This window comes from Corynebacterium sp. 32222D000AT (assembly GCF_053546955.1).
In genome coordinates this window covers 59,981-83,930 of the sequence record NZ_JBPPVW010000004.1, presented here as the reverse complement: position 1 = coordinate 83,930, position 23,950 = coordinate 59,981, and the positions used below count along the sequence as shown (strand labels likewise).

Genomic DNA, 23,950 nt, shown 5'->3' with positions numbered 1-23,950 from the left:
GTATTTCCCATTCTTACGGCCTTTTAAGGCAAGATAGTGGACGTGAGTTCTAAAGAAGATGAAGCCGCCAACCCGGCCATAACCTCCGCGGAGGGCCAACAGAAGCTGCTGAAGTCGGTCTCTCCCCACCCACCGGGCGACCAGGTCGACCGCTTGATCGTGCTCGGTCACTACATCCGCAGCACCGCCCTGTGGTCGGTGCGCGTCTTCGTCATCGGCCTGCTGGTCTACGCGCTCGGCTGGCTCATCGGCAGTTTCTGGGAGGGAATTCTGCCGGTCATCCTGGCCCTGATCGTCTGTACCGTGCTGGCGCCGTTCGCCTCCTGGCTGCGACGCCACCGCTTCCCCGCCTCGCTGGCCGCGGCGATTACCATGCTGACCTTCGTGTCGTTGGTGGGCGGACTGGTCGCGTTCATCGCGCCGGATTTCGCGCGGCAGTCGCAGTCCCTCTACCTGCAAACCGTCGAGGGTATCCAGCGCCTGCAGCTGTGGGCGCAGGGGCCGCCGCTGAACCTGGACAGCGACGACATGGGCCAGTACATCGACGACATCGCCTCCTGGCTGCAGGCCCAGGCCGGCGACATCGCCGGCTCCGTGTTCACCGGCATCGGCACGGCGACCTCCCTGCTGATCACCCTGGTGGTCGTCACCGTGCTGACCTTCTTCTTCCTCAAGGATGGGCATAAATTCCTGCCGTGGCTGCGCGAGAGCGTCGGCCGCCGCGCCGGCTGGCACCTGACCGAGCTGTTCACGCGCGGCTGGAACACGCTGGGCGGGTTCATCCGGGCCCAGGCGCTGGTCTCCGGCATCGATGCCATCTTCATCGGCGGCGGCCTCGCCATTATCGGCGTGCCGCTGGCGATGGCCCTGGCGATCATCACCTTCATCGCCGGGTTCATCCCGTTCATTGGCGCCATCGTGGCGGGCGCGCTGTCCGTGACCATCGCCCTGGTCTCCCTAGGCTTTACCGAGGCCCTGATGGTGCTCGGCCTGGTCCTGCTGGTCCAGCAGCTGGAAGGCAACGTGCTCTCGCCGTGGCTGCAGGCCCGCGCGATGAGCCTGCACCCGGTTATCGTCCTGGTCTCCGTGACGTTGGGTTCGGCGCTTTTCGATCTGGTCGGTGCCTTCCTCGCCGTGCCCGCCGCGGCGATGATCGCGGTGGCCTACCGCTACGTCCAGGACATCCTCATGCTGCAGTCCGGTGAAAAGTCCACCGACGACGTCGAGTTCTCCACCATGGCCGGCTACCTCGTCGGCCGCGTCAAGCAGGAACAGGGCCTGCGGCAGCGCCAGGATTGGCGTGAGGAGGCCCCCGAGCCCGACGGTGCCGACGTGAGCAAACTAGTCGATCTGAGCTCCCCGCCGCCGGAGTACGAACGCCCGGCGGCCCGCACCGGCATCCGCAAGCTGAAGGACAAAATCGCGCGAATGTTCGAAACGCGGGAGGGATCTTAAGGCTTCCGTCCGGCGGGTGTGCGAAGTTAGAAGGCATGAGTACTTCCACGCTCGCCACGGTTGCCTTCCTTCTCATTAGTGTGGCCCTCGGCGCGGTCCTGGGCTGGCTCGGGCACGCCCACTGGCAGCGCCGGCAGCCCACCGCCGCCACGACCGGCCCCAGCGCCGCCGAGCAACAACAGGCCGCCCTCCAAGCCTCCCAGCAGCGGCGCGCCGACGTCGCCGAATCGCTAGCTCCCCTGGAAAAGGCCATGGACCGACTGGGCCTGCACCTGCGCGAGCTGGAGGCCGACCGCGCCAGCGAGTTTTCCTCCCTACGCGGCCAGGTCCAGGCGATGATGCGCACCTCTACCCGCCTGTCCGACAGGACCGACCAGCTGGTCACCGCGCTGCGCTCGCCCAATGTGCGCGGCCGGTGGGGCGAGATTCAGCTCGAGCGCGTCGTCGAACTGGGCGGCATGGTCAAGCACGTGGACTTTAACCCACAGGTCTCCGCCCACTTCGGCAGCCACCAAGTCCGCCCGGACCTGCTCATCCACTTGTCCGGCGGGCGCCACATCGTCATCGACGCGAAGGTGCCGTTTAGCTCCTACCTCGACGCGCTAGAGGCCCAGGACCCCGAGGAACACGCGGCCTTTCTGCGCCACCACGTCCACCAGATGCGCAACCACATCACCACGCTTGCAGGCAAGGACTACATCGAGGCCTTCCAGCCCACCCCGGAGTTCGTGGTCCTCTTCGTGCCCGCGGATCCCTTCCTGGACGCGGCGCTTAGCGTGGACCCCGAGCTTTTGGAATTCGCCTTCTCCCGCAACATCGTCATCGCCACCCCCACCACGCTCTTCGCCCTGCTGCGCACCGTGGCGCTGGGCTGGCGGCAGGAAGATCTCTCGGACAAGGCCCGGGAGGTCCAGCGCCTGGGGCGCGAGCTCTACAGCCGGGTCAACACCGTGGGCGAGCACTTCAACAAGGTGGGGCGCAACCTGGAAAAGGCAGTCGATGCCTTCAACTCCACGCTGGGTTCCTTCGACAGCCGCGTCATGGTCACCTCCCGGCGGCTCGCGGAGATGGACATCTCGGCCCGCACGGACAAGCACCCGCCGCAGATTTCCCCGGTCGAATCCTCGCCGCGCCACGCCGCCGAGTCCGACTAGTATCTAGCCTCCGGCTCTCTCCCGGGCAGGGCCCAGAACCTCCGGCCCTGCCTGGGCGACTTCGGGCACGCGGCCAAATGATTCCCAGGACACGATGGGCGGCAGGTAGAATAACGCCTCGTGTCACATGCGAACGCTTTTCATAAAACCCAGGCTCGAACGGCCCGCGGTGGGCTGCCGCTCGGCATGGCGATCGCTATCGTCGCTGCGGCTTTGACCACCGGACTTCTCCTGTCCCTCCTCTTCGGGGACCTGGGGTGGCCGTACCTACTCTGCTACATCGTTAGCGTTCTGGCTGTCACCTGCACCGTGGCCCCGCGGGGGCTGTACCTGACCGTGGCCACATCCCCGCTGCTGTACGCCGTGTTCACGCTGCTCTGCGGTTGGCTGGTTACCCAGGAAAGGGCCAGCGAGGGGGCTTCAGCGTTTTCTGCTACGGCCCTGGTCACCGGCGCCTTCCCGTTCCTGGAGCACTTCATTCCGTTTTTCCTGACCACGCTGGCGTCCATCGCGATTATGGCCTTCCGACTGCGGCGGCTGCGGTCTAACGCCCGTACGGAAAACGAAAAGGCCCAGGTCGCCCGCCGCGCGGAGGCCGCGGCCGACAAGCGCAATCGCGACACCAGCGCCCGGGCCCGCGAGCGCAGTAGCCGGCTCACCGTGGCCGAGCTCATTGCCCGCAACGAGGAGCAAAAGCGCCACGCCCAGGCCGGCAATATCCCGCTGGGCCGCACGTCTGGGCTTGGCTCCGAACAGCCCGCCTCGCGGGGTGGCCGCGTCCGCGAGCGCGACCGGGAACAGCGCCGGCAGGAGCAGACCAACCAGCAGGCCTACCGCCCGGATCCGAACCGCCGCGCGGGCAGGCCGGGTTCCTACCTTCCCCGGTACGGCGAGGCCACCAGCCGGCTGGCTGAGACGTCCCGCCAGTACTCGCCGAAGTCTCAGGCTCAGGCCCGCCGCATGCGGCCGAATCCCTCCCGCGACGACAACCTCTACGAGGACTAGGCGAAAGGCTAGACGCGGCAAGATAATCACAAGCGGCGAGGCGGTCACATTCTTTAAGGTGGCCGCCTCGCCGCTTTCTTTGCGCCCCGGCACTGGGGCGCGGTGGGTTTAAGACTGGTTTGCTGCCGCTTCCTTGGCTGCCTTGGTGCGAGCCGGGCGCAGCTCGCGCGGGAGGGCGAACTGGATGGTCTCGGTGGTGGTGGTGACCTGCTCCACGTCGCTGTAGCCGCGCTCGTCGAGGTACTCGAGCACCTCGCGGACCAGCAGCTCCGGCACGGAGGCGCCGCAGGTCACGCCGACGGTCTGCACGCCGTCGAGCCAGGACTCGTCGATCTCCTTGGCGAAGTCGATCAGGTGCGACTCCTTCGCGCCCGCGTCCAAGGCCACCTCGACCAGGCGAACCGAGTTCGAGGAGTTGCGGGAGCCGACCACGATCATCAGGTCGCACTTCGGGGCGATGGCCTTCACCGACTCCTGGCGGTTCTGCGTCGCGTAACAGATATCGTCTGACGGCGGGTTCTCCAGGTGCGGGAAGCGCTCGCGCAGCTTGTTGACGATGGTGATGGTCTCATCCACCGACAGGGTGGTCTGGGACAGCCACACGAGCTTCTCGTCGTGGAGGAACTCCGGCAGTTCCGCCACGCCTTCCACGCCGTCAACCAGGTGGGTAATCTCCGGGGCCTCACCGGCGGTGCCCTCGACCTCCTCGTGGCCCTTATGGCCCACCAAGAGGATGTGATAGCCGTCGCGCTCGAAGCGCTGGACCTCCTTGTGCACCTTCGTCACCAGCGGGCAGGTCGCGTCCAAAGTCAGCTGGCGGCGCTGCTGGGATTCCTGGCGGACGGCCGGGGAAATGCCGTGCGCCGAGAAGACCAGGTGCGCGCCCTCGGGGGCCTCCGATGCCTCGTCGACGAAGACCACCCCGCGCTCGGCCAGGGATTCCACCACGTAGCGGTTGTGCACAATCTGCTTGCGCACGTAAATCGGGGCGCCGTATTTCTCCAGCGCCTTTTCTACTGTTTCCACCGCGCGGTCCACACCGGCGCAGTACCCGCGCGGGGCCGCGAGAAGCACATTCTTTCCAGCATCAGTCATGCCCCCAGAATAACGAAATCCACTGCAAAACAATAGACTGGGTGCAAACGCCTATAATCACGGGAGAACGGGAGGAAGCTCACACATGAATGCACCGGCGAATACCCCGGATACTCCGTGGCCGGTGGGCAAGGTCAATGACCAAGTCAAAGGGTGGATCGAGCGGCTAGGCTTCCTCTGGGTCGAGGGCCAGCTAACCCAGATCAACGTCAAGAACACGTGGAAGCTGTCCTACCTGACCCTGCGCGACGTCGAGCAGGAAAAGTCCGTACAGCTGACCTGCCCCACCAACCTGATCCGCTCCCTGCCGACTCCGCTCAAGGACGGCGACCGGGTCATCATCCGCGGCAAGCCGGCCTTCTACGCCGGCCGCGGCAGCTTCTCGCTGTGGACGACGGAGATCCGCCACGTCGGCCTGGGCGAGCTACTCGCCCGCATCGAGATGCTGCGCAAGCAGCTGGCCGCCGAGGGGCTTTTCGACCCGGCCCGCAAGAAGCGCCTGCCCTACCTGCCGGGCAAGGTCGGCCTGATTACCGGCCGCGGCTCGGCGGCCGAACGCGACGTCATCTCCGTGGCCCAGGACCGCTGGCCGGCCGTCCAGTTTCGGGTCATCAATACGGCGGTGCAGGGCCGCTCCACGGTCCCAGAGGTCGTCGACGCCCTGCAGCAGCTGGACCGGGATCCGGAGGTAGACGTCATCATCATCGCCCGCGGCGGCGGCTCGGTCGAAGACCTGCTCCCGTTTTCCGAGGAGGCCCTGCAGCGCGCCGTGGCGGCCGCGGCCACCCCGGTGGTCTCCGCCATCGGCCACGAGCCTGACAGCCCGGTGCTCGACAACGTGGCGGACCTGCGGGCGGCCACCCCGACGGACGCGGCCAAGCGCGTCGTGCCCGACGTCATGGAGGAAAAGGCGCTGATCAACGAGGCCCGCCAGCGCATGGCCGGAGCGCTGCGCGGCTGGGTGGACAACCAGCGCCGCGGGCTGGCCAATATCCGCTCCCGCCCGGTGCTGGCCGATCCCCTCTCCCCGATCACCGCCCGCCGCGAGGAGATCGACCGCTCTCGGGCCACCATGCGCCGCGACGTCAATTACCTGCTCGACCGGGAAAACAACCGGGTCCATGCCCTGCGCGCCCAGGTCTCGGCGCTCGGGCCGGCGGCGACCCTGCAGCGCGGCTATTCCGTGGTCCAGGTCCTGCCCCGCGACGGCAGCGGCCCCGAGGTGGTCACCTCCTATAAGCAATCCCCGCCCGGCTCGCAGCTGCGCATCCGCGTCGCCGACGGTTCCGTTACCGCCGCGGCCATGGCGGCCAAGCCGGCCGACTAGCCAGAACCTTATACCCGCACCTTAAGCCCCCACAACGAAAGGGAGACCAGGATGAACGAAGACACCATCGGTACCGGCCAGGCCGGCGACGACGCCTTCCCGCCCGTGGAGAACCTGACCTACGAGCAGGCCCGCGACGAGCTCATCGAGACCGTCAAGATTTTGGAGCTGGGCCAGATGAGCCTGGACGAGTCGCTGAAGTACTGGGAGCGCGGCGAGGCCTTGGCCAAGGCCTGCGAGTCCCACCTCGACGGCGCCGCCCGCCGCGTGGAAAAGGCGCTGGGCAACGACCCGGATGCGCAGGGCGAGGAGCCGGCTTCCCCGGCCGAATAGGCCCGCGCCGCGCACCCTTGCGGTTTAACAGCTAGCTACTTTTAGAACAGAGAAAGGCACCACGTTGCAGATTTATGGTTACCCGGGCGAACGCGTCGATTTCGTCTCCGCCTCCGGCTCGGCCGGGGCAGTCTTTTTTGGTGATTCCCGCGCGCTAGTCGAGGAGTTTTTCGGCCCAGCCCACCAGGCCGCCGGCGACGTCATCAGCTATTTCAACGGCGCGATCGCGCTGACCTTCGAGGACGACGGCGTCGCGGACGTCATCGTCAAGCCGCACCTGAGCCGGGAGAAGATCGACGTCTTCCAGGCCAAGGAGAAGCTGACCGGGCTGACCCAGAACGAGCTCGCGGAGCTGGCCCAGGGCCCGGGTGTCAGCGTGGAATTTACCGACCGGCTGGAAACCGTTACTTTTGCTCGCCGCTAGGCGTTCCCGCCTCGGCGACGGGCTCGGCGGCCACGATGGCAGAAATGAGGGTGCGGTAGTCGGCATCGTTAGCAGAGCCGGAGACCATAACCCGCACGTCGCCTAGGTCGGCGGCCCACAGGTCGCGGACGTCGTTGTCGTCGCTGGTGTAGATCTCCACGGTCTGCCCGTCGATCTCGGTGGTGTCGGTGTGCTCGCGGTAGTTGCCGTCATAGCCGCGGCGGACCTCGTCGTAGTCGACGGTGGTCTGCGTGGCCTGGAGGTAGCCCTTCTCGGCGGTGACGAAGCCGACGATGGGCGCCGGCTCGCCGGCGACCTGACCGCGGCGGGCGGAGTTGGCGTACCAGCCATCGGGCAGCTGCGGCAGGCGGGCCGGAACGCCGGTGGCCTGGGTTTCCATGCGCAGGAAGTTCTCCGCGTCCACCTCGGTGACCTCGGCGTGCGGCGAGTCTTCCGGGTTGACCGTGCACAGGCCGGTCGCGCCGACGACCGCCAACATCGCGATGACGGTCACGCCCAGCGACAGGATCATGTCCTTGCCGCCCTCGAAAAGTTTGGGTTTATTCTCTGCAGCCACGCCCTCCAGTATGGCAGTTGGCAACGCCATAAGAAAAACCCTCTCCCCGCCCGCAGCGTCCGCCGGACCCGCGCCCGGACGCGCGGGACTTCCCACTTTCGGGGGCGTTTGCCCACAGGTGGGGCGTACTGCGGGTGGAAATGGCTATCGGCGTGGATAATAGAGGGTGGATAATTTTCAGATCCTCACAGCATTAAAAGGAAGGTAATCTCCTCGATGTCGAATTCTCACGCTGGAACCCCGGAGGCACCAGATCGCAACCTAGCCATGGAGCTGGTGCGGGTGACCGAAGCCGCCGCCCTGGCTTCGGGCCGGTGGGTTGGCCGCGGGCAGAAGAACGAAGGTGACGGCGCCGCCGTGGACGCGATGCGCAAGCTCATCAACTCCGTGTCCATGGAGGGCGTCGTGGTTATCGGCGAGGGCGAAAAGGACGAAGCCCCCATGCTCTTCAACGGCGAAGAGGTCGGCACCGGCGAGGGCCCGGCGATGGACATCGCGGTGGACCCGGTCGACGGCACCCGCCTGATGGCCGAGGGCCGCCCGAACGCGATTTCCGTCATCGCCGCTGCCGAGCGCGGCACCATGTACGATCCTTCGGCCGTCTTCTACATGAAGAAGATCGCCGTCGGCCCAGAGGCCAAGGGCCACATCGACATCAGCGCCTCCGTCGAGGACAACATCAACGCCGTGGCCAAGGCCAAGAAGCTGCGCCCGTCGGACATCACCGTCGTCGTGCTGGACCGCCCGCGCCACGACGATCTGATCTCCCAGATCCGCGCCGCCGGCGCGAAGGTGCGCCTCATCATGGACGGCGACGTCGCCGGCGCCATCGCGGCCGCCCAGGACGGCAACTCCATCGACATCATGATGGGCATCGGCGGCACCCCGGAGGGCATCATCACCGCTTGCGCCATGAAGTGCATGGGCGGCGAGATCCAGGGCCAGCTGTGGCCGAAGGACGAGCAGGAGGCGGAAAAGGCCAAGGCTGCCGGCCACGACCTAGACCGCGTGCTGACCAACGACGATCTGGTCTCCTCCGAGAACTGCTACTTCGCCGCCACCGGCGTGACCAACGGCGACATGCTGCGCGGCGTGTCCTACCGCGCCCACTCGGCCACCACCCGCTCGCTGGTGATGCGCTCGAAGTCCGGCACCATCCGCTACATCGATTCGATCCACCAGATGTCCAAGCTGCGGGAATACTCCGTGGTCGACTACTCGGATCCGAACGAATAAATCGGACATACTCATCACAGCCCCCTCCCGCGTGCTTTTTGTCATACTGAAAGGTGGCTGTAACGCAGTTTTCAACAGCTCAATTAATCCAACTTAAGGAAGACGAGGTTTTTCATGACTGAGTACCGCATCGAACACGACACGATGGGCGAAGTGCAGGTCCCGAAGGACGCCCTGTGGCGCGCCCAGACCCAGCGCGCGGTGGATAACTTCCCGATCTCCGGCCGTGGCCTCGAGTCCGCGCAGATCCGCGCCCTCGGCCTGCTGAAGGCGGCCTGCGCCCAGGTCAACAAGGACTCCGGCGCCCTGGATGCGGACAAGGCTGACGCCATCATCGCCGCCGCCAAGGAGATTGCTGACAACCAGCACGACGACGCCTTCCCGATCGACGTTTTCCAGACCGGCTCCGGCACGTCCTCCAACATGAACACCAACGAGGTCATCGCCTCCCTGGCTGCTAAGGCCGGCGTCGAGGTCCACCCGAACGACCACGTCAACATGGGCCAGTCCTCCAACGACACCTTCCCGACCGCCACCCACGTGGCGGCCACCTACGAGGCCGTCAACGACCTCATCCCGGGCTTGGAGGTTCTGCACGAGTCGCTTCTCAAGAAGGCACAGGAGTGGAAGGGCGTCGTCAAGTCCGGCCGCACCCACCTGATGGACGCTACCCCGGTCACCCTGGGCCAGGAGTTCGGCGGCTACGCTCGCCAGATCGAGCTCGGCATCGAGCGCGTCAAGGCTACCCTGCCGCGCCTGGGTGAGCTGGCCATCGGCGGCACCGCCACCGGCACCGGCCTGAACACCTCCGCCGACTTCGGCGCGAAGGTCACCGAGGAGCTCAAGAAGCTCACCGGCCTGGAGGAGCTGCAGGAGGCGCACAACCACTTCGAGGCCCAGGCTGCCCGCGACTCCCTGGTGGAGTTCTCCGGCGCTATGCGCACCGTGGCTGTGAGCCTGTACAAGATCGCCAACGACATCCGCCTGATGGGCTCCGGCCCGCTGACCGGCCTGTCCGAAATCCACCTGAAGGATCTGCAGCCGGGTTCGTCGATTATGCCGGGCAAGGTCAACCCGGTCCTGTGCGAGACCGCCACCCAGGTCTCCGCTCAGGTCATCGGCAACGACGCCGCCGTCGCCTTCGGCGGTTCCCAGGGCCAGTTCGAGCTCAACGTCTTCATCCCGATGATGGCGCGCAACGTGCTGGAATCCGCCCGCCTGCTGGCCAACACCGGCCGCGTCTTCGCCGAGAAGTGCATCGACGGCATCACCGCCAACGAGGAGCGCATGAAGACCTTCGCTGAGTCTTCGACCTCGATTGTCACCCCGCTGAACTCCGCCATCGGCTACGAGAACGCCGCCAAGGCCGCCAAGCACGCTCTCCACGAGAAGATCACCGTGCGCGAGGCCGTCATTGACCTGGGCTTCGTCGACGGCGAGAACCTCACCGAGGGGGAGCTGGATCGCCGCCTGAACGTGTTGGACATGGCCAACACCGACCGCGACAACTTCTAGTTCCGCCAGCGTTTAAAAGCTGACCTACGCCTCCCACCGGTCCCAGTCGGGCCGGCGGGAGGCGTTATGCTTTTGTCATGCCTGCCGATACCTTCACGCGCTACCGCGAGTCCCGTCGCTCCCGCCGCCGCCTCATCCTCGCCGGGGTGACCGTGATAGTGCTAGCGCTTCTCGCAGCCGTCGCCGCTTACCTGCTGCGCCCGGCCCCCAGCGAGCCCGCGCCGTTTTCCCTCCCCACCGCCCGCGACGACGCGGGCGGCGACTTCGAGCTGCATACCGATCCCGGCTCCGCTTCTGCCCGCGGCATGTTCTACGGCGAGCTGAGCGAGGAAGACTCCGCCGATACTCCCTGGACCGCGGTCGCGGCGCTGACCGGGCAGACGGGGATCGCGACCTACCCGGACCAAAACTGCCAAGTCTACCTCTTCGATCCGGAGGCCGACGGCTCTCGGGTGGTTTTCGACGCCGAGACCCTCGCCGGGCGCTGCCAGGCGGACGGGACCTGGGCTTTTGAGCCCGCCGACCACGGCCTGCGCGCGACGTATACCCCGCGCGATGAGGCTGCGGATGCCGGCCTGGTCCGGGGCACGCTGACCGCCGAATAGGCCACGATGTAACGCCGGAAACAATCGGCCGAGAGTTTTCGAAAAATCATAGTCGTTGCACTTGGTGCAAACTTGCACCGCGTGTAAAGTTGCACTCCGTGCAAGACGATGACTGTGTAGGACTGCGTGAACAGAAGCGCCGCAAGACGCGGCGCCGGATCGAAGACTCCGCCACCAAGCTCGTGGACGAACACGGCTTCGCGGCGGTAACGGTAGAAGAGATCTGCGAGGACGCCGGCATTTCCCGGCGCACCTTCTTCAACTACTTCGACTCCAAGGCCTCGGCGGTCATGGGCAGCCCGTCCCGGGAATTCTCCCCGGAGCTGACCGAGTGGTTTTTGACCACCCCCACCGACAACGTTCTGGAGCTCAGCCTCACCCTCATCGCTAAGCACGTAGACGATCACTACGACAGCCCGGAAATCCACGCGCGTCGGCAAAGAATTGCCCAAGACAGCGAGGTAGCCGCCGAGTCCTTCGCCCGCAAGCGGGCCAAGGCCCAGGAGCTGCGCGAGCTGATCGAGAAGCGCTTGGAAAAGACCCCGGACGACCAACAAAACCCGAGAATGTCCCCGCGGTGCGAGGCCGCGCTCATCGCCTCCCTGCTTCGGGAGTCGCTGTGGCTGGTGGCCACCGGGGACTTCTACTCCACCGATAAATCTTTGACGGAGAATCTCCGTCGTTCTGCTCAAATTATTACTTCGTACGCGAAAGGCCTGGCATGGTAGTTGCAAACCCCCACGCGGGTAAAAAGAGCGCCGACAACCTCGGGCTCATCTTCAGCGCGCTCGTGCTGACAATGTTGATGTCTTCGCTCGGCCAGATGATCTTCTCCGCGGCCCTGCCCACCATCGTGGGCGAGCTCGGCGGCGTCGACCACATGAGCTGGGTTATTTCCGCCTTCCTGGTCACCATGACCATCGCTATGCCGATTTCCGGCAAGCTCGGCGACCAGATGGGCCGCAAGTGGATCTATATCGCTGGTACCTTCACCTTCGTCATCGGCTCCACCATCGGCGGCTTCGCCAACTCGATGACGCTGCTTATCATCGGCCGTGCCGTCCAGGGCTTCGGCGCTGGCTTCATGATGATTTCCTCCCAGGCCATCGTGGCCGAGGTGACCTCCGCCCGTGAGCGCGGCAAGTTCATGGGCATCATGGGCGGCGTCTTCGGCCTGTCCTCCGTGCTCGGCCCGGTCCTGGGCGGTTGGTTCACCGACGGCCCCGGCTGGCGCTGGGGCATGTGGATGAACATCCCGCTGGGCATTCTGGCCATGGGCGTGAGCATCGCCGTGCTCCACCTGCGCGTCGGTGAGAAGAACCTGCAGAAGTTCGACACCCTGGGTGCGACCTTCATCGCCATCACCACCACCAGCCTGATCCTCATGACCACCTGGGGCGGCACCGAATACGAGTGGTCCGATCCGGTCATCCTGACCCTGGCCGCCATCACCGTCATCGGCGCCATCCTGGTCGTGCTGATCGAGCTGCGCGCGGCCGAGCCGCTCATCCCGATGCACCTGTTTAAGAACCGCAACATGGTGCTGACCACCGCCTCCGGCATGGTCCTGGGCCTGGCGATGTTCGGTGTGCTGGGTTATATGCCCACCTACCTGCAGATGGTCCACACCCTCACCCCGACCGAGGCGGGCCTGATGATGATTCCGATGATGGTCGGCCTGATCGGCACCTCCACCGGCGTGGGCTTCATCATCGCCCGGACCGGCCGCTACAAGATCTACCCGATTGTCGGCCTGGCGATTACCGCCGGCGCCCTCTACTGGCTCTCCCAGCTGACCGTGGATACCTCCCTGACCCAGCTGGGCGTGCGCTTCCTGGTCTTCGGCGTCGGCCTCGGCCTGGTCATGCAGGTGCTGGTCCTGATCGTCCAGAACTCCTTCCCGCTGGCCCAGGTCGGCACCGCGACCGCGGCCAACAACTTCTTCCGCCAGATCGGCTCCGCACTGGGCGCTTCCCTGGTCGGTTCCATGTTCATCCACAACATGCAGGATGAGATGGCCACCCGCCTGCCCAAGGCCTTCGCCCAGATGGGCGAGCAGGGCGCGGCCCTGGCCCAGAAGTTCAGCGAGAATGGCGGCGGCGCCAACTCCCTGACCCCGAACATGGTCGCCAACCTGCCCGGCCCGGTCCAGGACGCCATCCTGAACTCCTACAACGACGGTCTCACGCCCGTCATCCTGCTGATGGTGCCGATGGCCATCATCGCCCTGCTGCTCCTGCTGCCGCTGCGCGAGGAGCACCTCAAGGAGACCATCTCCTAAAACCCCTTACCTACTCCGATGCCAACGATGGCCACCCACCGCCGCACTGCATACCAGCCGCGGCGCGGGTGGTCATTTTTGTCTTTTCGTCTCCGCCGCAGTCGGTACTTAAAACAAAACGCGCCCCTACCGGAGTAGGGACGCGTGGCGTGCAGTAGCGGTTGAGTGGAGCTAGTCCTCAGCGGGCGCGGTGCCGGGCGCATCCGGCTTCGGCAGCAGCTTTTCGTAGACGACGGTGTCGCGCCACTGGCCGGCGAGCTCGCCGTAGGTCATCTTCGCCAGGTGGGAGTAGGTGCCCACCTTGGCGAAGCCGCGGGACTCGTGCAGCTTGGCCGAGCCGGTGTTTTCCGGGAAGATCCACGCGTGGATGGCCCACTTGTGCAGCTCCTGGCAGACCTCAATGAGCTTGTCCAGCAGCGCGCCGGCCACGCCCCGGCCCTGGGCCGAGGGATCGACGTAGATGGAGTCTTCCACCACGCCGTGGAAGACGGAGCGGGAGGAAATCGGGGCGGCCGAAACCCAGCCGACGACCTTGTTGTCATCGTCTTCCTCGACGGCGACGAAGACGGTGGACAGGATCTTGGCGTTGGTGAATTGCTCGAGCGACAATGCCGTCGTTTCATACGTGGCGTGGCCCGTGTTCAGGCCCTCCTCGTAAATATGCATCATCTGCGGGTAATCGTTTGTCCGGAACGGACGAATGTTGAACGACTTTTTAGACATGCTGTCCATTATTCCTTGCAGTTGTTTTTGCGCGCTAGTCGGTTTCCCAAAACCGCGTTTCGAGCGTGCTCACCAGCGCTTTTAGTGATCGCCTTCGAGCAGATCCGTGACCAGCTCCGCGATGGCGGAACGCTCGGAGCGCTGCAGAGTCACGTGCGCGAACAGCTCGTGGCCCTTGAGCTTTTCGATGACGGCCTGCACGCCGTCGTGGCGGCCGACGCGCAGGTTATCGCGCTGGGCGACGTCGTGGGTGAGCACGACGCGGGACCCCCGCCCCAGGCGGGAGAGCACGGTGAGCAGGACGTTGCGCTCCAGCGACTGCGCCTCGTCCACGATGACGAAGGAGTCGTGCAGGGAGCGGCCGCGGATGTGGGTCAGCGGGAGGACCTCGATGAGCTCGCGGTCGAGCACCTCGTCCATGACGTTCTCGGAGACCAGCCCGTCCAGGGTGTCGTAGACGGCCTGCGCCCACGGGTTCATCTTCTCCGACTCGGAGCCCGGCAGGTAGCCCAGGGACTGGCCGCCGACCGCGTACATCGGGCGGAAGACCACGATCCGGCGGTGCTCGCCGCGCTCCAGCACGGCCTCCAGCCCGGCGCACAGCGCCAGCGCCGACTTGCCGGTGCCGGCCCCGCCGCCGACGGAGACGATGCCGACGGAGTTATCCAGCAGCAGATCCAGGGCGATGCGCTGCTCCGCCGAGCGTCCCTGCAGGCCGAAGGCGTTGGCGTCGCCGCGCACCACCTGGACGGAACCGTCCGCGGCCACGCGCCCCAGCGCCGCCTGCTGGCCGGCCCACAGCTTCACGCCGCAGTGCACCGGCAGCTCTGTCACGGGCGTGCCCTCGCGGGTACGGACGTCATCAATCACGACTTCCCCATCGCGATAGAGTTCGTCAATCACCTCGCCCGGCACGGCGGCGTCCGCCATCCCGGTGTAGCCGGTCAGCACGATGTCCTGCGCGTGGTACTCATCCGCCGGCAGGCCCACGGCCCCGGCCTTGACGCGCAGCGGCACGTCCTTGGTCACCAGCACGGTCTCCTTGCCCTCGTGCGCCAGGTTCAGCGCGCAGGCCAGAATCCGGTGATCCCCCTCCGGGCCGCGGAAGGCGGCCGGCAGCAGGGACTGGTCCTGGTGGTTCAGCTCCACCCGCAGGGTGCCGCCCTCCTCGTTGGCGGGTACCGGCTGGTCCAGGTGGTCGTAGGTGACGCGCAGCTGCTCCAAATGACGAAGAGCTTGGCGGGCGAACCAGCCAAGCTCTGGGTGATGACGTTTTCCTTCCAGCTCCGAGATAACAACTACCGGCAGCACGATGTCGTGCTCGGCGAATTTCTTCAGCGCCCAGGGGTCGGACAACAGCACGGAAGTATCCAGAACATAAGTCTTGGTCTTGACGGAGCCGTCGAGGTGGGCGTCGGTAAGCGGAAGGGTGGAGGTCGTGGTCGGATAGGTCATGGCTTTAAGGTGCTCCCTTAAAAATTGGCGGTCAATCACGAACCAGTGGTGCCCGGCCCGTGCGGACACCACCCAATGTAGGCCGGCTAGGTTGAAATTACATGGGTGAAAGATGAACATTAGTCAAACTAGACGCAACATCCCGGCCACCCCTTCCCTAACGATCACGAAACCCGCGGGCCGGCGGCTAAATACTGCCGCCGCTTCCCGCGGGTGTGAATCAGCGCGCCGGAATGAGGCGCTGCGAAAAATTAGTCGTTGACGTCGATGTCAGCCTCGTACTGGCCGTGGTCATCGTCGTAGTCCCACTCGATGGAGCCGTTGGTGAAGCTCTGCTTCCAGCCCTCGAAGCCGTCGTCATCGTCGTCGTCGCGCTGCTCCGGAGCGGTCGGCAGGCCGACCTTGCTGTCGACGCCGCCCTCGGCGGTCCAGGTCTCAGCGATCTTGCCGATAACCGGCTGGGCACCGGTTTCCTCGGAGTAAGCCAGCAGCTTGTCATCGTCGAAGGTGGCGACGGAGCCGTTCTCCCCCTCGGTGATATCCTTCGGCTCGCCCCACTCGGAGGTCTTGTCCTCGATAGCGGAAGCGAAATCAGCCGGAACTTCCTTCTCACCGGCGGCGGTGGTCACGGCCTTCTTGTCGCCGTTGGCGCCATTGTCGTCGCCCTTATCGTCAGCATTGTCGTCGCCCTTGTCGTCGGCGTCGTCATCGTTGGAGCCGGTGGCCTCGTTAGCGGCGGAGCCAGCGGCGTCGGTGGCCTCGTTGGCGGCGGAACCGGCGGTGTCCTTAGCGTCGTTGGCAGCGTTCTCCGCGTCGGAGCACGCAACTACGCCGAAGGACAGGGTGGCAGCTGCCAGGCCGGCAACAACACGACGAGAAATCTTGTTCATGGTTGATCCTCACTTTCGTTGATAAATACGCTTTAACAACAACTTCCACCGTAAGAATCCATCCAGAGTTTTTCAACAAATATCCCAAACTTTAGTCAGAAATTATGGGATATACGCTAACTATTTGCGCCGTTTATGCCGGTCAGAGGATTTCTTACTTTTTGGTAACGAACGCGCGGCCGCCCGCCGCGCTTGCTTGGCCTTGGCCTTCTCGCGGGCGCTGCGCTTCGGCTTCTCCTGCCGCGAGGAGTTTTTCGTCCGCCCCTTCGCCACGCCCACGAAGTCCTGGATATCGTCGGCGTCGCGGTCTTTCTTCCACACCAGGCAGATCTCCGTGCGCGGTACCTCGGCATCCACCAGCCCCAGCGGCACCACTTGCTTTTTGGACAGCACTTTCAGCAGCGGCCGCGGGGCAATAACGATGCCCACGTTGGCGCCGACCACCTGCAGCCCGGCGCGCACGGCCTCGACGTCCACGAGCCCGGAATCCGGGATGCGATAGTTGAGGTACTCGTCCGCGACGTCTTCCGCGCGGACGTCCTCGCCGACCTCGGCGTAAACCGAGTCCTTGGGAACCGCCACGCTGGGGGCCTCGGCGTACAGGCGCACCACGTGGAAGGAGCTGTCGATGCGCTCGTCCCCACGGGCCGGCACCCGCGCCAGCGCCAGATCCGCTCCCCCGTCGAGCAAGGTGGCAAGCGCGTCGTCCGCGTCCAGTGTTTCCAGTCCCCCGTGGGCGGTGTTTTCCCGGAACCGACGAAACCACTTTCCCGGCTCCGTGCCGGTGGCAAATGCTAGGCGCAACATGGTCCTTATTCTAGCGAAAGTGCTACCGTTATCCTTGTGACTGATTACCAAAAAGATTCCCCGCAGCAGCCCTCTGGCACCGCCATGCGCCCGCAGACCGCGGCGAAGAAGCTTGGCATCTACCTGCCGGCCACCCCGGAGTCCTTCCAATCCGGCGCGGTCACCCACGCCGAGCTCCGCGAGCTCCAGCACAATCCTCCGGAGTGGCTTGCCACCCTGCGGCGCGAGGGCCCGCACCCGCGCCCCGTGGTCGCCCAGAAGCTGGGCATTTCGGTGACCTCGCTGAAAAAGAACGACATGGACGCCCCGCTGACCACAGCCCAGATCAAGGAGCTGCTGGAAAACCAGCCCGAGTGGTTGCGCGCCGCGCGCACGCAGCACGCCCAGGAACGCGACAACCACTCGGGCGCCAACGAGGCGTCCGAATAAAAGCTGCAGCTAGGCCCTCGCTGAGCCTAGCTGCAGGCCCCAATCCTTAGAGCAGCTTCCAGTCCTCGAGTCCCTCGTACAGCGGGAACTGCTTGGTAATCTCCTCCACGCGGGCGCGCAGCGCCTGCTTGTCCGCCTTATCGCCTTCCACCAGAGTGGTGGCGATGATGTCGGCGACCTCAGTGAATGCCTCCGCGTCCAGGCCACGGGTGGCCAGCGCCGGCGTACCGATGCGCAGGCCCGAAGTCACCATCGGCGGGCGCGGATCGTTCGGCACGGCGTTGCGGTTGACGGTAATGCCGACCTCGTGCAGCAGGTCCTCCGCCTGCTGACCATCGACCTCCGAGTTGCGCAGGTCGACCAGCACCAGGTGCACATCGGTGCCGCCGGTGAGCACGTCGATGCCCGCGCCCTTGGCGTCGTCCTGGGTCAGGCGCTCGGCGATAATCTTCGCGCCCTCCAGGGTGCGCTCCTGGCGCTCCTTGAACTCCGGGGTGCCGGCGATCTTCATGGCGATGGCCTTGGCCGCGATGACGTGCATCAGCGGGCCGCCCTGCTGGCCCGGGAAGACGTTCGAGTTCAGCTTCTTGGCGAGCTCCTGCTTGGCCAGGATCATGCCGGAGCGCGGGCCGCCCAGGGTCTTGTGGACGGTGGTGGTGACCACGTCTGCATACGGCACCGGCGACGGGTGCAGGCCGGCCGCGACCAGGCCCGCGAAGTGGGCCATATCGACCCACAGGTAAGCGCCGACCTCGTCGGCGATCTCGCGGAAGCGCTGGAAGTCCTGGGTGCGCGGGTAGGCGGACCAGCCGGCGATGATGACCTTCGGCTTGACCTCCAGGGCCTGCTCGCGCAGCTTGTCCATGTCGATGCGCATGGTCTCCGGGTCCACCTCGTAGGCGGCGACGTCGTAGAGCTTGCCGGAGAAGTTCAGCTTCATGCCGTGGGTCAGGTGGCCGCCGTGGGCCAGGGACAGGCCGAGGATCTTGTCGCCCGGCTCGGCCAGCGCGGCCAGGACCGCGGCGTTGGCCTGGGCGCCGGAGTGCGGCTGCACGTTGGCGAACTCCGCGCCGAAGATTTCCTTCGCCCGGTCGCGCGCCAGGTCCTCGACCACGTCGACGTGCTCACAGCCGCCGTAGTAGCGGCGACCCGGGTAGCCCTCCGCGTACTTGTTGGTCAGCACCGAGCCCTGGGCCTGCAGGACCGCGCGCGGGACGAAGTTCTCGGAGGCAATCATCTCCAGGGTGTCTCGCTGTCGGGCGAGCTCACCGGTGATCGCCGCGTGCGTGTCCGGATCCAGCTCACGCAGCTCCTGGTAGCGAACGTCCGCGTTATTCGAAGCAGTCATAGAAATTCTTCCGTACCTTCCTTGTGGGGCTAAACTCACCCGCCACTCCCCGGCCCGCTCAAAAGCCGAACGCCCCGGGGTTGTATTAGGCGTGCCACTTATCTTAACGAAAGTGAGTACTTTCCCGTTTAGTTCGGCGTTTCCCGCTACCCGTTTACACCCGCTTGAAGGGAGCTTTGGAACAATAGGGGCTATGGCGCGCACGCATGACCCCAGCCCCTACCTGAACTTCGACCGAGATTCCTGGCGCGAGCTGCGCAAATCTATGCCCCAGGTGCTGACCGAAGAAGAGGTAGCCAAGCTATCCGGCCTCGGGGAGAACATCGACCTTAACGAGGTCGCAGACGTCTACCTGCCGCTGTCGCGTCTCATCCACATGCAGGTCGAGGCCCGGCAGAAGCTCACGGCCGCCACCGAACAATTCCTGGGCAATCCGCCCGCCAACGTCCCGTTCGTCATCGGCGTGGCTGGCTCCGTGGCCGTCGGCAAGTCCACCACCGCGCGCCTGCTCCAGGTGCTGTTGCAGCGCTGGGAGCACCACCCGAAGGTCAGCCTGGTGACCACCGACGGCTTCCTCTACCCCACCAAGGTGCTCAAGGAACGCGGCCTGATGCAACGCAAGGGCTTCCCCGAGTCCTATAACCGGCGCGCGCTGCTGCGCTTTGTCACCGAGGTCAAGTCCGGCGCCGCGCAGGTCAAGGCCCCCGTCTACTCCCACGTGGTCTACGACATCCTGCCGGACGAGCAGCAGGTCATCGAGCAGCCCGACATCCTCATCCTGGAAGGCCTCAACGTGCTGCAGACCGGCCCGACGCTAATGGTCTCCGACCTGATCGATTTCTCGGTCTACGTCGACGCCCGCACCAGCGTCATCGAACAGTGGTACATCGATCGCTTCCTGCGGCTGCGCCACACGGCCTTCCGCAAGCCGGGCGCTCACTTCGCCCACTACGCCGGGCTGGAAGACCCCGAGGCCGCGGCCCAGGCCCGCGAGATCTGGCAGTCGATTAACCTGCCCAACCTGGTAGAAAACATCCTGCCGACCCGCGTGCGGGCCTCCCTGGTGCTCACCAAGGGCCCGAACCACCTGGTCGAGCAAGTGCGCATGCGCAAGCTTTAAACAAAACTCCGCGCTGAACTCCCCGTCCTACTTGCCGAAGCGGCGGGAGCGCTGCGAATAGTCACGCAGCGCGCGCAGGAAGTCGAGCTTGCGGAAGGCCGGCCAGTACGTGTCCGTGAACCAGATTTCGGAATAGGCCGCCTGCCAGAGCAGGAAGCCGGACAGGCGCTGCTCGCCCGAAGTGCGGATGACCAGGTCCGGGTCCGGCAGCCCCTTGGTGTAGAGGTGGTGCGAGATGGACTCGGCGGTCACGCGCTCAGCCATCTCCTCCGCGGTCGTGCCCTCGGCCGCCTCCGCGCGCACCAAGTCTTGGACGGCGTCGACGATCTCCTGCCGGCCGCCGTAGCCGACGGCCACGTTGACGATGACCCCGGAGTTATCCTGCGTCTTTTCGGCGGCCTGGCGCATGCGATCGACGACGGGGTCCGGCAGTAGGTCTAAGTGCCCGACCAAGCGGACCTGGCAGCCCAGATCGCCCGTCGAGAGGGTCTCTACCACATCCGAGATGATGTCGAAGAGGAGCTTGACCTCCGCCTCCTGGCGCTTGAGGTTTTCCGTCGAAAGCAGATAAATAGTGACAACTTCCACCTCGGTATCGGCGCACCAAGAGATCATCTCGCCGATCTTCTTGGCCCCCTGCCGGTGCCCGTGGCTGATGTCGGTAAAACCAGCTTCCCGTGCCCACCGGCGGTTGCCGTCCGCCATGATCGCGACGTGCTTAGGCTGGGGTTTGCCCTTGAGCCCCCGCAGGAGCCGGGCTTCGTAGAGCGGGTAGAGCAAAGCTGGCACGAAATTCACGCCCTTAGTGTAGCTGGCTATTGCCTCTCTCGAGCCAAATGCGGTTGAATGTCTAGAATTTCGAGGACTTGCGACGGTCGAGGACCCCGGCCTCTGCCATGGCCGCGTCCAGCGTCTCCTTGTCGAAGGGATCGATGCCGTGCGCCTCGGCAAAGAGGGTGCGGCGGCGGAAACGGGAGTAGCGGCGGTGGAAGAACCCCCCCGCCATGATGACGAAGACGCCCATGATGGCGAGGATCAGCAGGCCGATGGGCGAGGCCTTACCGAACTCCGGCCCGACCGGGCCGTCGGAGCCGCCTTGGGCCAGCAGCATGAAGCTGGGGTCGCTGGCGGCGTAAATCACGTGATCGCTGATACTCATAGGGGCTTCGTCCTCCTGGTTAGAAATGCCCGATAGGTTCAATAATACTGCTCACTACGCGGGGCAAGAAGCGTGTGCTGCGCGGTTAGCGTTCGCTGTCCGCAGAAATCCCGGCGAACAAGTCGTTTTCCGGCAGCGACGTGGACACCCGCGTGCGCGCCAGCTCGAATTCCTCGGTCGGCCAGTATTTCTGCTGCACCGCAACCGGGGTCGCGAGGAAAGCGCCGGCCGGGTCAATCTGCGTCGCGTGCGCCCGCAGGGCGGCCTCGCGGTTGGCAAAGTACTCACTACATTCTACCTGAGTGGTAACCCTGGCCATAATATCGCCGAAGCCTTCGTCCCAGCGCGCCATCATCGGGGCGTACGGGCTGGTCTTGCCCTCCTTGAGCAGCATCTCGTGGAAGATCTTCATCCGCTGGTAGATAAACCCGTGGGAGTAGTACAGCTTCAGCGGCTCCCAGGCCTCGCCGAGCTCCGGGTGGTAGCCCGGATCCCCGGCCTTTTCCCACGCGATCATCGAGGCCCGGTGCACCATCAGGTGATCCGGGTGCGGGTAGCCGCCGTTCTCGTCGTAGGTGACGATGACGTGGGGGCGGAAGGAGCGGATGACGCGGACGAATTCCTGGGCCACCACGGCATCGTCCAGCGCGGCGAAGCAGCCCTCCGGCAGTAGCGCCTGGATGTCCTCGGTCCACGGGTCCCCGGGCAGGCCGGAGTCGACGTGGCCGAGCCAGTGGTGCTTAACGCCCAGCGCCTGGGCGGCAGCGGCCATCTCCTCGCGGCGGACCTGCTTCATCCGCTCCTTAATGCCCGGCTTGTCCATCGCCGGGTTGATGATGTCGCCGCGCTCGCCACCGGTACAGGTCAACACCAGCACCTCGTCGCCTTCGGCGGCGTACTTGGCGGTGGTGGCCGCGCCCTTCGATGACTCGTCATCCGGGTGGGCGTGAATAGCTAACAGACGCAATCCAGTCACGTGCTAAAACATCCTCAATCGTAGATTTACCGTCCGGCTCAGATCCGGTGCGTGGCGCCCGCGTGCGGGGCGCGAACGTTCAACCGCCTGAGCCTATGGGGATCTATCCTAAGCGATGACGGCGAATTCCCGAACGCCGGGCACTCTGACTAGACTGTGGCTCATGAGTTCCGGAGGAGACCAGCGCGCCCCGCGTGGGGCATCGGCAGCACGGCCCACGAGCACGGTCCTGTCGGCCCGCTACGGCGGCACCCGCACCCGCACCGCCCCGAAGGATTTCACGGGCAAGGCAATCGCCCTCGTCATCGGCGCGATCATCCTGGCCATGATCTTCTACGGCGTGCAGTATTTCATGCAGCAAGAAAAGGTCAACGCGGAAATCTCCTACGTCACCCACGAAATCCGCGACGATCACACCCTGCGCGTGTGGGCGGATGTCACCCGCAACTCCCCTGACGAGGCCGCATACTGCATCGTCCAGGCCTATGACTACTCCAAGGCCGAGGTCGGCCGGCGCGAAATCCCCATCCCTGCCAACGGTAAGGACAGCATGCGCATCGCGGTCGATATCCCCACCAATGACCGCGCCGTCGCCGGCGGCGTCTACGGCTGCTCGAGCCAGATCCCGGCCTACCTCGACGTCGACAACCCCGAATACGCCGAATAATCCCGGCTCCCACGCCGCTACCGTTACTCCGCCGTGCGGCGGGACCCGCTGGCCCCAATCTTGGGGGACGCACACAAGTGCGGCCTAGCCGCTGTGCTAAAATTCGGGGCGCTACGTGGGTCGACCGTGCCTGTTTCTTTTTCGCCGGCCGACCCCACCATTTACCACCGGCCAGGTAGTGGCACGGTGAACAATCTGAGATGAATTTAGGGAAGGTGCACCATGGCTGAACAGCAAAAGCAGTACATCACGCCGGAGACCAAGGCCAAGCTGGAGGCAGAGCTCCAGGAGCTTATCGATCACCGCCCCGTCGTTGCCGCCGAGATCAACGAGCGCCGCGAAGAGGGCGACCTCAAGGAGAACGCCGGCTACGACGCCGCCCGTGAGATGCAGGACCAGGAAGAGGCCCGCATCAAGCAGATCTCCGAGGTGCTGGCCAACTCCACCACGGAGCGCTCCGGCGTCGAGGAGGGCGTGGCCCACATCGGTTCCGTGGTGCACGTCTACTACAACGGCGACGAGGACGACAAGGAAACCTTCCTCATCGGTACCCGCGCTGCCGCCTCCGACAACAAGGACCTGGAGACCTACTCTGAGCAGTCCCCGCTGGGCGCTGCCATCCTGGGCGCTCACGAGGGTGAGACCCGCGAATACACCGCTCCGAGCGGCAAGACCAATTCGGTCACGATCCTGTCGGCCAAGCCGTATGATTCTGCTAAGGCCGCTACCCCGCGCCAGCAGTCTTAATCCACATTTCTGCGATCCCCCTAACTCAGAAAAGAGCACTCCCCATGAAGAAGTTTTCTCGCCTCGCTACCGCCGGCCTCGCCGTAGTCTCCGCCCTGGGCCTTGCTGCCTGCCACCCGCCGCACGAGAACCCGTCCGAGGAGAAGATCGACAACGCCTCGACCTTCACCGACCGCGCTGAGCCGTCCAGCTCCGCCGCCGAGTCCGGCGCGGGTTCTTCCGCCAGCACCACCGCTGAGCCCTCCTCGGCTCAGCCGACCCTGGCCGCGGCCGGCGCCCCGCGCCACCTGACCTGCGAGTCCATCGCCGTCGCTGAGCCGGATTCCATCGCTCTGGACTGCGAGGACACCACCGACTCCATCACCAACATCGAGTGGACCGAGTGGGACAATGACTCCGCCCGCGGCACCGGCACCCGCGCCGGCGGCGCCAACACCGAAGAGGTCGAGGTCGTCCTCTCCCGCCCGGCCGAGTCCCCGCAGGGCCTGACCTTCACGGAGATCACCGTCGACGGCGAAGTCGTCGGCGAGAACTAATCTCCCCCTAAACACCACCGCCCCGCCGGAGTACACACGCACTCCCGCGGGGCGGTTTTGTTGTCCAGCTAAGGGACTAAAAGACC

General features: G+C 65.3%; 26 protein-coding genes. 16 read left to right on the top strand and 10 right to left on the bottom strand.

Going from position 1 to position 23,950, the window contains the following annotated elements:
* Nucleotides 1-78 precede the first annotated feature (78 nt).
* The 3 genes from ACEE23_RS03510 to ACEE23_RS03500 all read left to right on the top strand — a co-directional run bounded on the left by ACEE23_RS03510 (nucleotide 79) and on the right by ACEE23_RS03500 (nucleotide 3,614).
* Entirely contained in the window at nucleotides 79-1,455 is a 1,377-nt protein-coding gene (locus ACEE23_RS03510) for an AI-2E family transporter (protein WP_368521108.1), read from the top strand.
* Between the two features lie 35 nt (nucleotides 1,456-1,490).
* Nucleotides 1,491-2,609, top strand: coding sequence for a DNA recombination protein RmuC (locus tag ACEE23_RS03505; RefSeq protein ID WP_368519573.1), 1,119 nt, complete (start codon nucleotides 1,491-1,493; stop codon nucleotides 2,607-2,609).
* Between the two features lie 120 nt (nucleotides 2,610-2,729).
* Entirely contained in the window at nucleotides 2,730-3,614 is an 885-nt protein-coding gene (locus ACEE23_RS03500) for a DUF6542 domain-containing protein (RefSeq protein WP_368519572.1), read from the top strand.
* Between the two features lie 108 nt (nucleotides 3,615-3,722).
* On the opposite strand, the gene ACEE23_RS03495 is transcribed toward ACEE23_RS03500, so the two are convergent.
* Nucleotides 3,723-4,709, bottom strand: a complete 987-nt coding sequence (locus ACEE23_RS03495; protein WP_368521021.1) for a 4-hydroxy-3-methylbut-2-enyl diphosphate reductase — start codon at nucleotides 4,707-4,709, stop codon at nucleotides 3,723-3,725.
* Nucleotides 4,710-4,794: 85 nt separating this feature from the next.
* On the opposite strand from ACEE23_RS03495, the gene xseA reads away from it, so the two are divergent.
* From xseA to ACEE23_RS03480, 3 genes are all read left to right on the top strand, one after another.
* The gene (xseA, locus tag ACEE23_RS03490) at nucleotides 4,795-6,036 is read left to right on the top strand and encodes an exodeoxyribonuclease VII large subunit (protein ID WP_368519570.1); all 1,242 of its coding nucleotides are present in this window, start codon (nucleotides 4,795-4,797) and stop codon (nucleotides 6,034-6,036) included.
* 51 nt (nucleotides 6,037-6,087) lie between these two features.
* Nucleotides 6,088-6,369, top strand: coding sequence for an exodeoxyribonuclease VII small subunit (locus ACEE23_RS03485; protein WP_368519569.1), 282 nt, complete (start codon nucleotides 6,088-6,090; stop codon nucleotides 6,367-6,369).
* A 64-nt stretch (nucleotides 6,370-6,433) separates the two neighbouring features.
* On the top strand, nucleotides 6,434-6,793 hold the full coding sequence (locus ACEE23_RS03480) for a hypothetical protein (protein WP_368519568.1): 360 nt from the start codon (nucleotides 6,434-6,436) through the stop codon (nucleotides 6,791-6,793).
* Here the strand turns inward: ACEE23_RS03480 and ACEE23_RS03475 are convergent.
* Nucleotides 6,774-7,370, bottom strand: a complete 597-nt coding sequence (locus ACEE23_RS03475) for a DUF4245 domain-containing protein (protein ID WP_368519567.1) — start codon at nucleotides 7,368-7,370, stop codon at nucleotides 6,774-6,776. The genes ACEE23_RS03480 and ACEE23_RS03475 overlap by 20 nt on opposite strands.
* 216 nt (nucleotides 7,371-7,586) lie before the next feature.
* Here ACEE23_RS03475 and glpX point away from each other — a divergent pair, with 216 nt between their 5' ends.
* The 5 genes from glpX to ACEE23_RS03450 all read left to right on the top strand — a co-directional run bounded on the left by glpX (nucleotide 7,587) and on the right by ACEE23_RS03450 (nucleotide 13,007).
* Nucleotides 7,587-8,606, top strand: coding sequence for a class II fructose-bisphosphatase (gene glpX, locus ACEE23_RS03470; protein ID WP_368519566.1), 1,020 nt, complete (start codon nucleotides 7,587-7,589; stop codon nucleotides 8,604-8,606).
* Nucleotides 8,607-8,720: 114 nt separating this feature from the next.
* Complete coding sequence (locus ACEE23_RS03465) at nucleotides 8,721-10,121, top strand: class II fumarate hydratase (protein WP_368519565.1); 1,401 nt, start codon at nucleotides 8,721-8,723, stop codon at nucleotides 10,119-10,121.
* 77 nt (nucleotides 10,122-10,198) lie between these two features.
* Nucleotides 10,199-10,726 (top strand): hypothetical protein, encoded by a 528-nt coding sequence (locus ACEE23_RS03460; protein WP_368521020.1) that lies wholly within the window; start codon nucleotides 10,199-10,201, stop codon nucleotides 10,724-10,726.
* Nucleotides 10,727-10,824: 98 nt separating this feature from the next.
* On the top strand, nucleotides 10,825-11,454 hold the full coding sequence (locus ACEE23_RS03455; RefSeq protein WP_368519563.1) for a TetR/AcrR family transcriptional regulator: 630 nt from the start codon (nucleotides 10,825-10,827) through the stop codon (nucleotides 11,452-11,454).
* The gene (locus ACEE23_RS03450) at nucleotides 11,448-13,007 is read left to right on the top strand and encodes an MDR family MFS transporter (RefSeq protein ID WP_368519562.1); all 1,560 of its coding nucleotides are present in this window, start codon (nucleotides 11,448-11,450) and stop codon (nucleotides 13,005-13,007) included. Before ACEE23_RS03455 ends, ACEE23_RS03450 begins: the two co-directional genes overlap by 7 nt.
* A gap of 171 nt (nucleotides 13,008-13,178) precedes the next feature.
* On the opposite strand, the gene ACEE23_RS03445 is transcribed toward ACEE23_RS03450, so the two are convergent.
* The 4 genes from ACEE23_RS03445 to ACEE23_RS03430 form a co-directional block, all read right to left on the bottom strand.
* The gene (locus tag ACEE23_RS03445; protein WP_368519561.1) at nucleotides 13,179-13,730 is read right to left on the bottom strand and encodes a GNAT family N-acetyltransferase; all 552 of its coding nucleotides are present in this window, start codon (nucleotides 13,728-13,730) and stop codon (nucleotides 13,179-13,181) included.
* 81 nt (nucleotides 13,731-13,811) lie between these two features.
* Nucleotides 13,812-15,185: a PhoH family protein gene (locus tag ACEE23_RS03440; RefSeq protein WP_368521019.1), complete on the bottom strand. Its 1,374-nt coding sequence runs from the start codon at nucleotides 15,183-15,185 to the stop codon at nucleotides 13,812-13,814.
* A 251-nt stretch (nucleotides 15,186-15,436) separates the two neighbouring features.
* The gene (locus ACEE23_RS03435; RefSeq protein WP_368521018.1) at nucleotides 15,437-16,075 is read right to left on the bottom strand and encodes an LGFP repeat-containing protein; all 639 of its coding nucleotides are present in this window, start codon (nucleotides 16,073-16,075) and stop codon (nucleotides 15,437-15,439) included.
* Between the two features lie 120 nt (nucleotides 16,076-16,195).
* Nucleotides 16,196-16,882 carry a LysR family transcriptional regulator substrate-binding protein gene (locus ACEE23_RS03430; RefSeq protein ID WP_368521017.1) on the bottom strand — a complete coding sequence of 229 codons (687 nt, stop codon included), beginning with the start codon at nucleotides 16,880-16,882 and terminating at the stop codon, nucleotides 16,196-16,198.
* Nucleotides 16,883-16,966: 84 nt separating this feature from the next.
* Between ACEE23_RS03430 and ACEE23_RS03425 the strand changes: the two genes are divergently transcribed.
* Nucleotides 16,967-17,311, top strand: coding sequence for a DUF5997 family protein (locus tag ACEE23_RS03425; protein ID WP_368521107.1), 345 nt, complete (start codon nucleotides 16,967-16,969; stop codon nucleotides 17,309-17,311).
* 46 nt (nucleotides 17,312-17,357) lie between these two features.
* On the opposite strand, the gene glyA is transcribed toward ACEE23_RS03425, so the two are convergent.
* On the bottom strand, nucleotides 17,358-18,659 hold the full coding sequence (glyA, locus tag ACEE23_RS03420) for a serine hydroxymethyltransferase (RefSeq protein ID WP_368521016.1): 1,302 nt from the start codon (nucleotides 18,657-18,659) through the stop codon (nucleotides 17,358-17,360).
* Between the two features lie 193 nt (nucleotides 18,660-18,852).
* On the opposite strand from glyA, the gene coaA reads away from it, so the two are divergent.
* Nucleotides 18,853-19,779 (top strand): type I pantothenate kinase, encoded by a 927-nt coding sequence (gene coaA / locus ACEE23_RS03415; RefSeq protein WP_368519556.1) that lies wholly within the window; start codon nucleotides 18,853-18,855, stop codon nucleotides 19,777-19,779.
* Between the two features lie 27 nt (nucleotides 19,780-19,806).
* On the opposite strand, the gene ACEE23_RS03410 is transcribed toward coaA, so the two are convergent.
* The 3 genes from ACEE23_RS03410 to mca all read right to left on the bottom strand — a co-directional run bounded on the left by ACEE23_RS03410 (nucleotide 19,807) and on the right by mca (nucleotide 21,914).
* Complete coding sequence (locus tag ACEE23_RS03410) at nucleotides 19,807-20,577, bottom strand: isoprenyl transferase (RefSeq protein ID WP_368519555.1); 771 nt, start codon at nucleotides 20,575-20,577, stop codon at nucleotides 19,807-19,809.
* 52 nt (nucleotides 20,578-20,629) lie between these two features.
* Nucleotides 20,630-20,938 (bottom strand): hypothetical protein, encoded by a 309-nt coding sequence (locus ACEE23_RS03405; protein ID WP_448873530.1) that lies wholly within the window; start codon nucleotides 20,936-20,938, stop codon nucleotides 20,630-20,632.
* An 85-nt stretch (nucleotides 20,939-21,023) separates the two neighbouring features.
* Nucleotides 21,024-21,914 (bottom strand): mycothiol conjugate amidase Mca, encoded by an 891-nt coding sequence (gene mca / locus ACEE23_RS03400; protein WP_368519553.1) that lies wholly within the window; start codon nucleotides 21,912-21,914, stop codon nucleotides 21,024-21,026.
* A 163-nt stretch (nucleotides 21,915-22,077) separates the two neighbouring features.
* On the opposite strand from mca, the gene ACEE23_RS03395 reads away from it, so the two are divergent.
* The 3 genes from ACEE23_RS03395 to ACEE23_RS03385 all read left to right on the top strand — a co-directional run bounded on the left by ACEE23_RS03395 (nucleotide 22,078) and on the right by ACEE23_RS03385 (nucleotide 23,864).
* On the top strand, nucleotides 22,078-22,581 hold the full coding sequence (locus tag ACEE23_RS03395) for a DUF4307 domain-containing protein (RefSeq protein ID WP_368519552.1): 504 nt from the start codon (nucleotides 22,078-22,080) through the stop codon (nucleotides 22,579-22,581).
* Between the two features lie 222 nt (nucleotides 22,582-22,803).
* Nucleotides 22,804-23,328: a transcription elongation factor GreA gene (gene greA / locus ACEE23_RS03390; protein ID WP_368519551.1), complete on the top strand. Its 525-nt coding sequence runs from the start codon at nucleotides 22,804-22,806 to the stop codon at nucleotides 23,326-23,328.
* A gap of 44 nt (nucleotides 23,329-23,372) precedes the next feature.
* Complete coding sequence (locus ACEE23_RS03385) at nucleotides 23,373-23,864, top strand: hypothetical protein (protein ID WP_368519550.1); 492 nt, start codon at nucleotides 23,373-23,375, stop codon at nucleotides 23,862-23,864.
* The last annotated feature ends 86 nt before the right edge of the window (nucleotides 23,865-23,950 follow it).